Here is a 12,970-nt window from a genome sequence, read left to right on the forward strand (position 1 = left end):
CCGCCCCCACGCCTCGCGGCGGCGCCCTACCCCGCCCCCCGGCGTACCGCCCGCGCACCCCGCGGGCGGACGGCCGGTCCGTGTGTCCGGGGGGCGGACGGCCGGTCCGTGTGTCCGGGGGGTGCCCGGGGCCGGCTGACCCGCGCACCCCGCCCGGGAGTCCCTCGAACGGCCGGAGCCGGGGCGGGTGTGGCGAGGCGGCCTCGACGGGGCACCTCATCAGCCACGACGGCGGCCGGGCGGAAGGCGCTCGGTGACGGTGGGCGGTCGAGCGGTTGCAGGCCGGCACGGGTGATTCCACGGTGAGCAGCAAGTCCGACGCACATCGAAAGGAACACCCATGCGTGCTCTGCCCGCACGGCGTCTCGCGTCCACCGCACTCTGCGCTCTTCTTCTGGCCGGGACCACCGGCCCGGCGGCCGTCGCCGCAGACTCGGCCCACGAGCGCACCCACGCGAAGTCCCAGGCGCCAGTCCCCGGGGCCGACGCACTGCTCGCCCAGGTCGAGTCGCTGGGCAACCTCGGGACCGTGCTCAAACCGGTCACCGACCTGCTCGACACCGTGCTCGCGGCGGACGACGGCCAGCTCACCCCCGACCAGGCCACCCAGCTCGGCGACGCCGTGAAGGCGGCCATCGCCCAGGTCACGGCGGCGGCCCCGGCTCCCGCGCCGGCGGTCCCCGCCACCCCCGCCCTGCCCTCGGTGCCCGCCCTGCCGTCGGCCGCGCAGAGCACCCCCGCCGTGCCGGCCGCGTTCCCCGCGCCGGCCGCAGCCCAGGCCAAGGGGCTCGGGGACACCCCCGGGGTCAAGGACCTGGCAGGCGACGCGCTGACCGCCCTGCAGACCGCGGTCGACAAGCTTCTCAAGGCCGCCACCTCCGGTGACGCCGGCCAGGTGGTGCCGACCGCCACCGCCGTCGTCACCGGTCTGGTCGACCTGCTCGTCGCGATCCTGCTCGGCGGCGGCCTGCCCGACCTGCCGAGCCTGCCCGCCGCGCCCGGCCCGCCGTCGACCCCGTCGCTCCCGGTACCCACCGGCTGACCGCGCGCGGTGGGGCCCGCCCGGCCGGGCAGTCCTCGGCCACCCGGCCCTTCGGGATCTCATATGTCTTCCGAGCACGGGGTTTCCGGCCCGTCGGGGCGTCGTTAGGCACGGCGTCAGAATGTCCCCTGGTGGCTTCCGTTGCGTGGCTCGCGCCGCCGTAGGTCGCCGAAGAAAGGAACACGATGAAGTCTCTGAAGGCTGCCGCTGTCGTCGCCGGTTCCGTGGCCCTCGCCGGCTTCGCCGCGCCCGCGTTCGCCTCCAACAACGCAGACCTGACGCCCGCCAGCCTCAACAGCGCCGTGGACACGATCACCAGGAGCCCGCTGACCCTGGACCAGGCGGTGCCGCTGAAGCACCAGTCGGACGCCCTCAACACCGAGAACAAGCGCTCCGTGCTCAACAAGGTCAAGAAGACGACCGCCGCCGTCAACCAGCACAACCCGCTGCTCGGTGGTCTGCCGCTGCAGAGCTGAGGCCGGGCCGGGCGGTGCCGGGCGGGGATCGATCCGGGGGACGCCGTAGCGGCGTCCCTCGTTCGTGTGGCCGCGCCGCCGGATGTCCGCCGGTCGGGTGAGCGCACGCCCGCCCGCCGCGCGACCCGCCGATAGGGTCGCGCGGTGACCTCAACCCCAAGCGAAACCCGCCCCTTCCGACCCGCCGACCTCGGCACGGTCGCCGTGCTCGCCTGGAGCGGCGAGGCCCCCGACGGCAGTGACATGCCCTATCTGCTGGCCTACTCCCTCGGCGACGCGGCGGGCGGCACGGCGGCCACCTCGGCCGCCGTCGAGGCGCTGCTGGAGAACAACGGACTGCCGGTCGGCGGCGACCTCGTCGACGGCACCGCCCGGCCCGGCCTGCCCGTCACCCTGCTGGTCCAGTCCGGCACGGCCGTCCTCAACCTGGCCCCGCTCAACGCCCAGTGCGCGGCGCCCGAGGAATGGCTGGCGGCCGTCGCGGAACGCGGTTACGCCTACCTGGTGTTCACCACCCGGCCCTGGCCCCAGGGCGAGCCCGGCAAGCCCGTCGACGCGGCGGCGCTCAGGGACTTCGCCGGGGCCGAGGAGACCCTGACGGCCGCCGCGCACATCGTGCTGCCCGCCCGCAGCCTGCGCGGCTGATGCCGCGAACCGCAGCCGCCGGCCGGGGGTTCGCGCTGCTCACGGCGGTCGCGGGGGCGGCGGGGCTGCTGGCCTCCTGGGTCATCACCCTCGACAAGTTCAAACTGCTGGAGAACCCGCGCTTCGTCCCCGGGTGCAGCCTGAACCCGGTGGTGTCCTGCGGCAGTGTGATGAAGAGCGACCAGGCCGCGGCGTTCGGGTTCCCCAACCCGATGCTCGGCCTGGCCGCCTACGCCGTCGTGATCTGCGTCGGCATGAGCCTGCTGGCCGGCGCCCGCTTCCCCGCCTGGTACTGGCTGACCTTCGACGCCGGGTGCCTCTTCGGCGTCGGCTTCGTGTCCTGGCTGCAGTTCGAGTCGCTGTACCGGATCAACGCGCTGTGCCTGTGGTGCTGTCTGGCCTGGGTCGCCACCATCCTCCTGTTCTGGTACGTCACCTCCTTCGCCGTACGTCATCGGTTCCTGCCCGCGCCCGGATGGCTGCGGGAATCCCTCGGTGAATTCACCTGGGTGCTTCCGCTGCTGCACATCGGGGTCGTCGGCATGCTGATCCTGACCCGGTGGTGGGACTTCTGGACGAGCTGATGAGTGAACAGCCGACTAATGCGGCACCCGGGCGAACTGTGAACTGATGCCGTTTTCCGGCTCGTTACGGACCTCGCTGGAATCCCGCTCCTGAAAGGGCCCGTACCCGGCATGAAGGCGACCACCCGAGGAACCCTTGGCGCCGTCGTCACGGGCGTCACGGTCGCCGTGGGCGCCGCCGCGAGAACCCGACGGTACCCGCCCCCGTGCCACTGGACGGCGTCGAGAAGTCCCTCCACATGGAGGTGCCGCTGCTGATCCCCGGCGTCCCCGGGGGACCGCGCTTCACCGAGGGCCGTACCCCGAGCACCTCGGCATGCCGTCCCCGCAACTGCCCGACGCCGGCGTGCTCGCCCCGGCCCTGCAGACGGTCGTCGGCGGCGACCTGGGCGCGGGCCCCGGGCGCTGATCCGCCGGCGAGGCAGCCGCATCGACGGCTCGCGGCTGCCCGGTGAGGCGGGGCGGCGCCGGTCGTCGGCCGTGCCGGTCGTGCGTCGGACGGCGGGGGGGCGGTGACCGGGTGGCCCCTCGGACGGTTACCGGTACCGACAGCGATCGGTGAACCGTACGAGGAGTGAGCATGGTCGTCGGAGTAGGCGGGGTCGCGGTGGGCGCGGAGCCGGACAGGGCCGGGGCGGGCGGACCGACACGGCGCGAGGTGGCCCGGGGACTGTTCGCCGCCGGGGCGGCCCTGGCGCTCGCCCCGGTCGTCGCCGCGTCCAGCCCGGTGCCTCAGGAGGACGCGCCGGTGGGCAGGTCCTTCGACGAGACCTACCGGGGCCGCCGTATCCACGGTGTCCTGGTGCCGGCGGCGGGCCGGGCCGACGACGAGAGCGAGTGGCAGGTCACCGTGGCCGGCCGGCCGCTGCATCTGATGCGACGGGCCGACGGCACCTGGCTGAGCATGGTCGACCACTACAGCTCGTACCCGACCCCGCTGGCGGCGGCCAGGGCGGCCGTGGACGAGATCGGGCCCGGGCAGCGGCTGCGCGACCTGGCCCCGGGACCGATGGGCGGGGGGCCTCAGCACATGGGGGGCGGCCATGGCGTACGTGCGTGAGGACGTCAGCAGGCTGACCGCCGGCGAGCGCAAACGGCTCGTCGACGCCTTCCTCGAAGTCAAACGGCGGGGTGAGTACGACGAGTTCGTGCGCACGCACATCGACCACTACACCGCCGGCGGCGAGCGAGGGCCGCGCACCGCCCACATGGCGCCGTCCTTCCTGCCCTGGCACCGCCGGTTCCTGCTGGAACGGGAGCGCGCCCTGCGCCGCGTGGACGGCTCGGTGACCGTGCCGTACGGGGACTGGACCAAGGACCGTACGGCCTCCTCCGTCCCCTGGACGAGGGACCTGCTCGGCGGGAACGGCCGGGCACTGGACCATCGAGGAGGGCGCCACCGACGGCGAGTTCCTGACCCGGGGCCTGGGCCGGGCCCGCGCCCCGATCGTGCTGCCCACCAAGGCCCAGCTCGCCCAGGCACTGGACGACCCGGTGTACGACGTCGCCCCCTGGGACTCGACCGTCAGGCGGGGATTCCGCAACAAGCTGGAGGGCTGGAGGGCCGGCAGCGGCGGCACGTCCTGGCGCAACCACAACCGTGTGCACCGCTGGGTGGGCGGGGCGATGCTCGGCGGCGCCTTCGTCAACGACCCCGCCTTCTGGCTCCACCACGCCTTCGTCAACGACCCCGCCTTCTGGCTCCACCACGCCTTCGTCGACCTGCAGTGGGAGAGCCGGCAGGCCCGGCACCGGGGACAGCGCCACCTGCCGGCCGGGGCGCCCCGCCGCGGCGACCCGCAGTACCGGCGGGTGGCCGCCCGCGGCGAGAAGCTGCCGCCGTGGAACGCACTCCCGCGTCGCTGGAGGACCTGAGCCGGATCTACCTGTACGCCTGAGCCACCGACACGGCAGGAGCCCCGGCACCCAGGGTGCCGGGGCTCCTGCCGTGTCCGGCGGCTCAGGCGCCGTAGCCGCCGCCCTCGTTGTCGGCGGCCTAGAGGTGGCCCTCGTTGGCGCACGCGTTGCCGAACGCCGGGTTCAGCAGACCGATGACGTCGATGGTGTTGCCGCACACGTTCACCGGGATGTTGACCGGGACCTGGATGACGTTGCCGGACAGCACGCCGGGCGAGCCGACGGCCTCGCCGTTGGCACCCGCGTCGGCCAGGGCCAGGCCGGCCCCGCCGATCACCACAGCACCGGTGCCCAGGGCGACGACGGCGGCCTTCGCGATGCGAGACATCACGTTCTCCTTCTTGTTGTTCGGGGAGTGCGGCGGCAGGACCAGCCGCCGCACTCCCCGTTCAACGCCACGACCTGCGGCTGGTCACGCCGATCACCCAACGGTCACTCCAAACGCCCGGGTCGGCGCAGTCGCCGTACCCGCCACCCCGCCAGGAAGGGCCGGATGTCCGCACCGTCCGGTCGCGCCACGTCGTGCGGTTGGCGTAGACGACACGGTCGCCGGCGCGCACCGGGGGGCCGGCGTCAGACCCCCGCCAGTGTCGACCGGTACCAGCGTTCCGCACGGCGGAAGCAGCTCGCGAAGCCCGCGGCCGGCGCCTCGCCGAGGTCCGACCAGAGCGCGTCCGCCTCGAAGAAGTGGTCCGTGGTCAGGATGTCGAGCGTGCCCGGCGGGACACCCTTGGCCGTGAGGATCGCCTTGGCCCCCTCGACGGTGAGGTTGTCGTGCGGCCAGGCGATCCCGGCGCACTCGGCGACGGCCCGCAGCGCACTGTCCACGGTGACCGGCACGGGATGCGCCGCGTGATAGACCCGCGAGGTCAGTGCCGTGTCGGGGGCGAGCGCCGTGGCCACCAGCAGCCGGGCCAGGTCCGGCGCGGTGATCACCGACGCCCGAGCCGGCCAGCCGGCCACCACACCCGGCAGGGCGCGCAGCAGCCGGGCCAGGCTGGGCCCGACCCACAGGTCCCCTTCGCCGAAGACCAGATGGGGGCGGATCACCACACCGCCGGCGGCGAGGACCGCGTCCTCGGCCGCCGCGCGGGTGCGGGAGGTGACGGAGCCCGGGTTGCGCGTGAGTTCCTCGGGACGGGAGCCCCGGAAGGTGCCGCGGCCGTAGACGGAGGCGGTGCTGAGCTGGACGACCCGGCGTACCCCCGCGCGCCGGGCCTCGGCGACCAGCGCCGCCGTTCCGCGAGCGTTGACGGCCTCGTTGGCGGCCGCGCTGCCGCCGATCTGCGAGGCGCAGTGCAGCAGGACGTCCACGCCGTCGCAGACCCCGCGCAGCGAGCCTGGGTCGGTCAGGTCCGCGGAGACGGTCCGCGTCCCGGAGCAGGCCCCGGGCGCGGACCTGCGGTGGGTCATGAGCCTGAGCTCGGCGCGTCGCAGCCGCGCCTCGTGCGTCACATGCGCGCCGACGAATCCGGACGCGCCGGTGATGAGGATGGTGGGCACGGGGACTCTCCCGGAAGGCGGTCGGGGTCAGCGGACACGTGGCCGCAGGACGAGTTCGGCCGTGAAGACCGTCTCCTGCCGCTGGCTGCCGCGCACCCGTACCAGCAGGTCGCCCGTGCTGCCGTACGGCTCGGGGTCGGCCGTGATCCAGCAGGGCGCGTCGAGTTCGGCGTACCGCAGGAACTCGCTGCGCATGCCGAGCAGGAGGGCACCGGGGGCTCTGGTGCGGGCGTGCGCGGCCTGCCGGGCGGCCTCCAGGAGGAACATGCCGGGTATGTGGTCCACGGGGTGGTCGAAGTAGGTCGGGTGCGCGGTGTCGACCCGCAGTTCCCATCGGTCACGGGTGCCCGGCGCGGGCTCGCCGAGGACGACGTGCCGGGGGCCGGCGTGGCCCACGGCGGCCGGGTCGAGGGCCGGTGGCGGGGTGCGGCCGGTGGTGGGGCGCTCCCCGCGCATCCGCCGGTACACGTCCGGGCTCATGCAGCGGAACGCGGCCGAGGCGGTGGCCCGGGCGCCGTTCTCGCGTACCACCGAGACGTCGTACCGCATCTCCCGCAGCCGGCCCGCGCGGCGGACGACGTCGCGGCAGACCGTGTGCATCTGGACATCGGTGGGGACCGCGTCCGCGACGAGCAGCTCCGATTCCGTGGTCACGGACATGTCAGACATGAGGAACTGGTGGCCGAACGGCACGTCGAACTCGGCGTGGGCGAGCAGGGAGCCGATCTGGCGGACGGACTCGATCAGCAGCATGGGGTCCTGGTAGCCCCGGTCGGGGGCGAACAGGGCGTGGCAGCGCGGCCATTGGGCCCGGACGACGAAACGGGCGTCGTCCCCGCGGCCGTCGGCGGCGGTGGACTCGTCGGGATCCCAGCCGGTGAGGAGGACCTCGGAGACGGCCGCGCGGTGGACGTACTCACGCGGCACGGTGGTGGTCAGTGCGGGGAGCAGGGGCTTGTGGGCCAGGGTCCGGTCGGTGAGGTGCGGCATGTGCAGCGCTCCTGTGTCGGTGTGACGGGGAGGGGGCAACAAGCCGTACGCCGGCTGTCACCCCCCGTGGCCGACGTTCTAGCCACAAGATACAGACAGGTCGGTCCGGTTCTGCAAGAGGCGAGCCAATTTCTTGGGGGAGTCGGGAAATCCGGTGGCCCGCCTCCCCTTCAACCTCTGACCGTTATATCCGAATTGCATCCGTGAAACGTACAACCTTGTATGATTCATTAGGGAGGTGTGACCCTTGGTCACGTCCCTCTTTGAATCTCCTGAGTGGAGTCTCGCCTCCCACTTGTCCGGTAATCCGGCGAAATCGCAGCTCATCGCGGCGCGAGTGGTGCGGGGTGATGGCGCCGCGCCGGGCCACCTCGGCAGTTGACAATCAGACAAGTCTGTTTGGTACGGTCTGGTCGTGAACCCGCAGTCCGAGAAGACGTGGATGTGCCTCAGGGGGAACAGATGAACCGCCAGTACGCGGATCTCGTGGCGCCGTCGGCACGGCGTCACCGCTCGCACGGCCCGCTCGTCCCGCTCGCCCCGGGGGATCACCCGGCCCGCCCGGTCCCCGCGCAGGGCGCGCCCCGGGCGCAGGGTCTGAACATCCTGGTCGTGGAGAACGATCCACGGGCCGCCGACACCCTCCGGCAGGGCCTGGTCCGGCACGGGTACGCCACCCACGGCGCGACCACCGGCGCGCAGGCGCTGCGCGGGCACCGCGAGGCCGACCTGGTGCTGCTCGATCTGGATCTGCCCGACCTGGACGGTCTTGAGGTGTGCCGGGGCATCCGGGCGGTCAGTGACCTGCCGATCATCTCCGTCACCGCGCGCGGTTCGGAGCTCGACTGCGTGCTCTGCCTGCAGGCCGGCTCGGACGACTACCTCGCCAAGCCGTACGGGTTCCGGGAGCTGCTGGCCCGGATGGAGGCGGTGCTGCGGCGGGCGCAGGTGCGGCCGGCCGCACCCGCGCCCGCCGGCCGGGTCCTCACCCACGGGCCGCTGCGCATCGACCCGGGCGCCCGCACGGCCACCCTCGACGGACGGCCGCTGGACCTGACCCGCAAGGAGTTCGACCTCCTCCACCTGCTGGCCACGCAGCCCAGCACGGTGATCCCGCGCCGCCAGATCATGGCCCAGGTGTGGGACGACGCGTGGTCCCCGCGCGGCCGCACGGTCGACACCCATGTCGGCACGCTGCGCGCCAAACTGGGTTCCAGTGCCTGGATCGTCACCGTCCGCGGGGTCGGTTTCCGGATCGGCTCGCCCTGGCGCCCGGACGCGCCCGGACACGTTCCCCGAGGTCATGCCCCGTTCCGGTGACCACCCCGGAACCGCTTTCTGACAACTCCCGCCGCGGTACTGACCGTGGGCCGCGGATGCGGCTTACGATACAGACAAGTCTGTTGAATTCAGCGGGAGAGCGTAGGGATCTGGCATGGCTCAGCAAGAACGCGGCAAGCGATCACGGCGGTCGATCCTGGAAGCGGCGGCCCAGGTCTTCGACGAGCGCGGCTACGACGCCGCCAGTACCAACGAGATCCTGGCGCGCACCGGACTCACCCGCGGTTCCCTCTACCATCACTTCCCCTCCAAGGAAGCCATCGCGATGGCGCTGGTGCAGGCGCACGCCGAGGCCCTGGAAGTGCCCGACCGGCCGGTCAGGCTGCAGTCGGTGATCGACCTGACCCTGGAGTTCGCCCGGCGCCTCCAGCACGACGCGGTGCTGCGCGCGAGCGTGCGGCTGACCATAGAGCAGACGTCGTTCGACTGCCCGCCGCAGACCACCTACGAACAGTCCATGGACACCGTCCTGACGCTGCTCCAGGAGGCCGAGAAGGGGGACGAGATCCTGCCGGGGGTGGATGTGCACGAGGTCACCTCGCTCATCGTCGGCTCCTTCACCGGCCTGCAGATCATGTCCCAGGCCTACTCCGGCCGCGCCGACCTGCCCGAACGCACCAGCGTCTTCTGGAAGTTCCTGCTGCCGGGGCTTGCCACGCCCGGTCTGGTCGGGCGGCTGCGCACCACGCCACCGACGGACTGACCGGCCCTGTCAGCCGGTTCCCGGTCCGCCCGCGCTTCCGCGCGGCGGCCCGGTGGCGGCCGTGCGGGCCGGGCCGGCGGCCGTCAGATCCGGCGTTCCCCGCCCCGATTGGGGCGGTCGCGGTCGAACAGCGGGCGCAGCAGCCGCCACAGCCGCTGGGTGATGTCGCCGTCCCACCAGCTCGGGTCGGTGTACCCCAGGGTCTCGATGCCCGCGGCCATCACCACGGCCAGGTCCGCGAGGTCCTCGGCCGGTCCCTCGGTCTCCTTGTGCGCCTCGGTGACCCGCTCGTGGACCGTGGCCAGCAGGTCGTCGCGGAGACTCGGCGGCCCGGCCGAGCCGTCCGCGGCCAGCTGCATGCCGGCCCGGACGATCTTCTCGGTACGCATGGCCTCGCCGAGCGCGAACAGAAAGCGCTTCGGCGCCTCCGCCGCCGGACCCGAGAACGCCTCGTCGGTCAGCGCCTCGACCCGCTGCCGGGCCTCCTCGTACACGGCGGCGGTCAGTGCCGTGGTGGAGGAGAAGTGATGGTAGAGCGCCCCCCGGCTGACCCCGGCCCGGCGGCAGATGTTGACCAGCCCCGCGTCGGACAGCCGGCCGTCCGCGATGAGCTCGGCGGTGGCGTGGAGGAGAGCCTGACGCGTCTGTTCGGATCGCGCCTGCATCAGGTCGCACCCGCCTTCCCTGCCCACGGCGTGCCCGGTGCGCGCACCCTGCCACGGACACCGATGTCAATGATGGTGAGAATCATACAACCATGCCTGTTTCCTGACAGGACACCGGTCGGTCCCTACCTCTGCATGATCTCCACAGAATCCGAACGTCCCTGGCAGCCAAGGTGGTTGTCCGGAAACATGCGCGTCGGGTGAGGCTCCGAGGTGATCCTCAATCAGACAGGTCTGTTTGTAACAGTGATCATATCCGGCCACTTGACACGGGTTTGACACTCCGCTGACAGAGCTGCGGAGGATTGTGGGAACCCTGAACCGCCGTGCGTTGAAGGGCCCCGCGGTCCCCGTGAGACTGGTGGCAGTTCCGCAAGGACCAAGGATTCGGGGGATCCGAATGGAAGAGTTCGAGCGACTCACGGACGAGCATCCGAGCCGCGACTGCAGACGGCGCTGCGGCCGGATCTGCGGCCGCTGCCTGGACCGGATCGACGGCGCCCTGGGTGCCCTGCTCGACCTGTACCGGGAGAGCGACCAGGCGCTGGCCCCCGGCGGGCCGGTGCTGCGCGAGCGGGTGAGCGGCAGTCGCGCCACCGTCGGCATCGTGCTCGACGAACGGGCCCTGGCGCTGCGTACCCGGACCGCCGAGGTGATGGCGCTGTGGGCACGGCTCGTCGTGGACGAGCGCACCGGCATCCGGCCCGCCGACCGCGGGGTGGGTGCGCTGGTGCGGTTCCTGCGCCGGCAGTTGTCCTGGCTCGCCGGGCACCCGGCGGGCCCGGACTTCGACGAGGAGCTCGCCGAACTGCTCGGCGAACTCCGCGCACTGCTCGGCCCCGGCCCGGCTCGCCGGCTCGCACTCGGCCCGTGCACCCGGCCGGAGTGCGGCGGAACGCTCTACGGCGTACTGCCGGCGGACGGAGGCGACCGGGTGCCGAACCATGTCGCCTGCGACGACGGCCACGCGCTGCCGCCGCGCCAGTGGCTGCTGGTCGCGGACCGGATGCGGGAGGCGGCATGAGCGAGCCGGCACGGCCGGGGGGCGGGGCGGTGAGACCGCGCCGGGTGCCGACGGAACTGGCCGCCCTCGCGATGGGTGTCACCCAGGCGACCATCCGCAAGTGGGCCAGCCGCGGGAAGATCACCCGGCACGGCGGACCGCGCCGGGCGGAGTACGACCTCGACGAACTCTTCGCACTGGCACGCAGGGGCGAGGCCGAATAATTGGCGCGAGCCCCTGTAGCGGCAGTTAATTCGAGTAAGTCTCCGCTGTCGTACGCAATTCACCGACCATCACCCGCAAGAAGCCGGATCCGTGCGGGGATCCGGCGCGAAGCAGCCCCCGCGGCCATCCCCCTGCCGCGGGGGCTGCTTAGGCTGTCTGACCATCAACTCACTTAGCAATAACCGAAGTTGACGCATCCGAACGGAGGTGTCACACTCTTCGCGGCGCCCCCATGTCCTGACGGCGGTGGCGCTTCACCCGGACTCCTTCTGGCGGGTCCGTGGCTTTCTTCTCCAAATCCGTGTCCCGTTCGGGGCGCGGATTTTTTGTTTCTCTCCCCCCCGACTTGAGGATGTGTGGTCGATGCCTGTTTCCACCTGGACACCCGTAGGCCGATGGACGGGTACGGTCACCCACGACGGTGAGGTGGACCAGTACACCGTCGATTTCGCCCCGGACGGCTCGCTCTCGGTCACCACGCAGAAGAGCACCGGCACCGGCGCCTGGACCGTCACCGGCGACGACTCCGTGGAGTTCTCCCTGCGCGAGGACTTCAACCTCGACGTCACCCAGATCAGCCCCAACGGCCACCGGGCCGCGTACATACAGATCGACATCACCGCGCGGCACGAGGACGGTGCGCTCACCGGCGAGGGCAAGGCCGTCGTGCACGGCCCCGACGACGTCGTGATCTACGCGACGGACGCCCGGACCGAAGCGCGCCGGGTGTCATGACGGCCGAGACCGCCCGGCTCACCGACGTGCTGAGCCTGCGGGACCTGGCCGGGCGGTATCTGGCCGGTCTCGACGAGGGCGGCTTCGACGAGACCTGGGCCCGGTCCCTGTTCACCGAGGACATCGAGATGACGTTCCCGGTGGGCAGCCACCAGGGCCTGGCCGGGGTGGCCGGCTTCACCACCGAGATCATGGCGCGCTGGGGCCGGACCCACCACCACGGCTCGGAGAGCCAGGTGGAGGTGGACGGCGACACCGCCCGGCTCAGCTGGAGCCTGATCGCCTCCCATGTGCACCACGGCTCACCGCTTCCCCCGGACCCCACCCAGTACTTCCAGCTCGGCGGCCGTTTCACCGGCACCGCCCGGCGCACCCGGGACGGCTGGCGTTTCGACCGGCTTCGGCTGCGGATCGTGTGGACCACCGGCGCCGTGCCCAGGGGAGTGACCCAGGTCGACCGGAAGACCCTCGACACCCGGGGCAACACGGCCGATCCCGCCACGTCAGCAACGTCAGCCACTTCAGCAGAGGAGAACCCGCCCATGCCCACCACGCTCACCGCGGACCAGCAGAAGGAACTGATCGAGAAGGTCTTCCACGAGGGCCTGGACCTGGGCGACCTGTCGGCCGCCGACCGCTACCTCACCGCCGACTTCCGCAACAACGGCAGCCACGACGACTCCATGCGCGGCCCGGAGGCGTTCAAGCACACCATCAGGATCCAGCAGTCCGCGTTCAGCGGGATCAAGTACGAGATCCTCGACTTCATCTCGATGGGCGACAAGGCCGCCATCCGCTGGGTCATGCACGGCAAGCACACCGGCCCCTTCATCGGCATCAAGCCGACCGGCCTCCAGGTGCAGCACCAGGCGATCATCTGGTTCCGCTTCGAGGGCGACAAGATCGCCGAGCGCTGGGGCATCGTCGACAACTTCTCGCTGCAGAAGTTCCTCCAGTCCGGCGGCAAGCCGGTCGGCCCGCTGACCCCGGCGGGCAAGCCCGCGGCCTGAGCCGCGCCCGGCCGTGGGGGGGGGGGCCCCCCCCGGGGGGGGGGGGGGGGGCGCCCCCCCCCCCCCCCCCGCCCACACCACCCCGCCCAAGGGGTGCCGGTTGAAAAAAAAAAAAACCACACAACCCCGCG

16 protein-coding genes and 1 pseudogene are annotated in these 12,970 nt (G+C 72.2%); 13 read left to right on the forward strand and 4 right to left on the reverse strand.

Annotation, left to right across the window (positions count from 1 at the left end; all coding sequences use genetic code 11):
* Nucleotides 1-340 precede the first annotated feature (340 nt).
* The 7 genes and pseudogenes from ACFXI4_RS41400 to ACFXI4_RS41430 all read left to right on the forward strand — a co-directional run bounded on the left by ACFXI4_RS41400 (nt 341) and on the right by ACFXI4_RS41430 (nt 4,622).
* On the forward strand, nt 341-1,042 hold the full coding sequence (locus tag ACFXI4_RS41400) for a hypothetical protein (protein ID WP_385001936.1): 702 nt from the start codon (nt 341-343) through the stop codon (nt 1,040-1,042).
* Between the two features lie 185 nt (nt 1,043-1,227).
* Nucleotides 1,228-1,518 (forward strand): hypothetical protein, encoded by a 291-nt coding sequence (locus ACFXI4_RS41405; protein WP_385001939.1) that lies wholly within the window; start codon nt 1,228-1,230, stop codon nt 1,516-1,518.
* Between the two features lie 144 nt (nt 1,519-1,662).
* Nucleotides 1,663-2,163 (forward strand): DUF5949 family protein, encoded by a 501-nt coding sequence (locus tag ACFXI4_RS41410; RefSeq protein WP_385001942.1) that lies wholly within the window; start codon nt 1,663-1,665, stop codon nt 2,161-2,163.
* Entirely contained in the window at nt 2,163-2,747 is a 585-nt protein-coding gene (locus ACFXI4_RS41415; RefSeq protein WP_385001944.1) for a vitamin K epoxide reductase family protein, read from the forward strand. The genes ACFXI4_RS41410 and ACFXI4_RS41415 overlap by 1 nt, the downstream gene beginning before the upstream one ends.
* A gap of 580 nt (nt 2,748-3,327) precedes the next feature.
* On the forward strand, nt 3,328-3,807 hold the full coding sequence (locus ACFXI4_RS41420; RefSeq protein WP_385001947.1) for a tyrosinase cofactor: 480 nt from the start codon (nt 3,328-3,330) through the stop codon (nt 3,805-3,807).
* Nucleotides 3,791-4,132: pseudogene (locus tag ACFXI4_RS41425) on the forward strand (tyrosinase family protein); the annotation flags it as partial. The gene ACFXI4_RS41420 and the pseudogene ACFXI4_RS41425, both read left to right, overlap by 17 nt.
* A 64-nt stretch (nt 4,133-4,196) precedes the next feature.
* Entirely contained in the window at nt 4,197-4,622 is a 426-nt protein-coding gene (locus ACFXI4_RS41430) for a tyrosinase family protein (protein ID WP_385001950.1), read from the forward strand.
* A 121-nt stretch (nt 4,623-4,743) separates the two neighbouring features.
* On the opposite strand, the gene ACFXI4_RS41435 is transcribed toward ACFXI4_RS41430, so the two are convergent.
* The 3 genes from ACFXI4_RS41435 to ACFXI4_RS41445 all read right to left on the reverse strand — a co-directional run bounded on the left by ACFXI4_RS41435 (nt 4,744) and on the right by ACFXI4_RS41445 (nt 7,157).
* On the reverse strand, nt 4,744-4,992 hold the full coding sequence (locus tag ACFXI4_RS41435; protein WP_385001953.1) for a chaplin: 249 nt from the start codon (nt 4,990-4,992) through the stop codon (nt 4,744-4,746).
* A 245-nt stretch (nt 4,993-5,237) separates the two neighbouring features.
* The gene (locus tag ACFXI4_RS41440) at nt 5,238-6,167 is read right to left on the reverse strand and encodes an NAD-dependent epimerase/dehydratase family protein (RefSeq protein WP_385001956.1); all 930 of its coding nucleotides are present in this window, start codon (nt 6,165-6,167) and stop codon (nt 5,238-5,240) included.
* A 27-nt stretch (nt 6,168-6,194) separates the two neighbouring features.
* Nucleotides 6,195-7,157: a ScbA/BarX family gamma-butyrolactone biosynthesis protein gene (locus ACFXI4_RS41445; RefSeq protein WP_385001959.1), complete on the reverse strand. Its 963-nt coding sequence runs from the start codon at nt 7,155-7,157 to the stop codon at nt 6,195-6,197.
* Nucleotides 7,158-7,619: 462 nt separating this feature from the next.
* On the opposite strand from ACFXI4_RS41445, the gene ACFXI4_RS41450 reads away from it, so the two are divergent.
* Both ACFXI4_RS41450 and ACFXI4_RS41455 read left to right on the forward strand, forming a co-directional pair.
* Nucleotides 7,620-8,477, forward strand: a complete 858-nt coding sequence (locus ACFXI4_RS41450) for a response regulator transcription factor (protein ID WP_385001962.1) — start codon at nt 7,620-7,622, stop codon at nt 8,475-8,477.
* A gap of 115 nt (nt 8,478-8,592) precedes the next feature.
* Nucleotides 8,593-9,201: a ScbR family autoregulator-binding transcription factor gene (locus ACFXI4_RS41455; RefSeq protein WP_385001964.1), complete on the forward strand. Its 609-nt coding sequence runs from the start codon at nt 8,593-8,595 to the stop codon at nt 9,199-9,201.
* Nucleotides 9,202-9,284: 83 nt separating this feature from the next.
* Here ACFXI4_RS41455 and ACFXI4_RS41460 read toward each other — a convergent pair whose 3' ends face one another.
* Entirely contained in the window at nt 9,285-9,866 is a 582-nt protein-coding gene (locus tag ACFXI4_RS41460) for a TetR family transcriptional regulator (RefSeq protein ID WP_385001967.1), read from the reverse strand.
* A gap of 400 nt (nt 9,867-10,266) precedes the next feature.
* Here ACFXI4_RS41460 and ACFXI4_RS41465 point away from each other — a divergent pair, with 400 nt between their 5' ends.
* From ACFXI4_RS41465 to ACFXI4_RS41480, 4 genes are all read left to right on the forward strand, one after another.
* Entirely contained in the window at nt 10,267-10,890 is a 624-nt protein-coding gene (locus ACFXI4_RS41465) for an OvmZ protein (RefSeq protein ID WP_385001970.1), read from the forward strand.
* Nucleotides 10,887-11,093, forward strand: coding sequence for a hypothetical protein (locus ACFXI4_RS41470; RefSeq protein ID WP_385001972.1), 207 nt, complete (start codon nt 10,887-10,889; stop codon nt 11,091-11,093). Before ACFXI4_RS41465 ends, ACFXI4_RS41470 begins: the two co-directional genes overlap by 4 nt.
* Before the next feature lie 364 nt (nt 11,094-11,457).
* Nucleotides 11,458-11,829, forward strand: coding sequence for a dehydrogenase (locus ACFXI4_RS41475; RefSeq protein WP_385001975.1), 372 nt, complete (start codon nt 11,458-11,460; stop codon nt 11,827-11,829).
* A complete protein-coding gene (locus ACFXI4_RS41480) occupies nt 11,826-12,839 on the forward strand; it encodes an ester cyclase (protein WP_385001978.1) in 1,014 nt (337 codons plus the stop codon). The genes ACFXI4_RS41475 and ACFXI4_RS41480 overlap by 4 nt, the downstream gene beginning before the upstream one ends.
* Nucleotides 12,840-12,970: the final 131 nt, after the last annotated feature.

This window comes from Streptomyces sp. NPDC059224 (genome assembly GCF_042754285.1).
In the GTDB taxonomy this organism is placed as follows: Bacteria; Actinomycetota; Actinomycetes; order Streptomycetales; family Streptomycetaceae; genus Streptomyces.